This is a genomic window from Pseudomonas sp. HY13-MNA-CIBAN-0226, from assembly GCF_040310305.1.
Classification (GTDB): Bacteria; Pseudomonadota; Gammaproteobacteria; order Pseudomonadales; family Pseudomonadaceae; genus Aquipseudomonas; species Aquipseudomonas gregormendelii.
Window position 1 is genome coordinate 1 of the sequence record NZ_JBEOPS010000082.1, and the last position, 402, is coordinate 402.

General features: G+C 46.8%; 1 protein-coding gene. It reads right to left on the reverse strand.

Annotated elements, in window-relative coordinates; translation table 11 throughout:
* Positions 1 to 402 (reverse strand): LptA/OstA family protein (locus AAEZ05_RS27855; protein WP_350649771.1); only part of this gene is annotated, 402 nt, incomplete at both ends.

A 402-nucleotide genomic window follows, 5' to 3' on the forward strand; every position in this document is an offset into this window, starting at 1 on the left:
TTATAAGCCAGACTGTCTGCGACACCAATAAGACCGCCTTTTGCCGCCTGATCGGTGATATTTCCTGTAGCAGTGTTTTGAGTATTGTTTTGAGTATTGGCACGTGTTACTTGCTCGCCAGTCGCTTGATCGGTGAACATTACTTTGCCTTGCGCTGCGGTAACACCACTGCTTAAGTCCAGCACGATTTTATCGGCTTCAATATGCTGAGTCCCTTGATCGACAATCACATTACCAGAGAGCTCGGCATAGTCGACATTGTCATAATATCCATAATCAGACTCTGCAAATAAAGGCGCCTGATTATTAGCCACACCATTTAGATTGGTTGCCGTCTGGCCACTATCCATTGCCGCTTCATTGACGGCGCGCTGATAATTAGCGTTTTGCTGTGGGTAGACC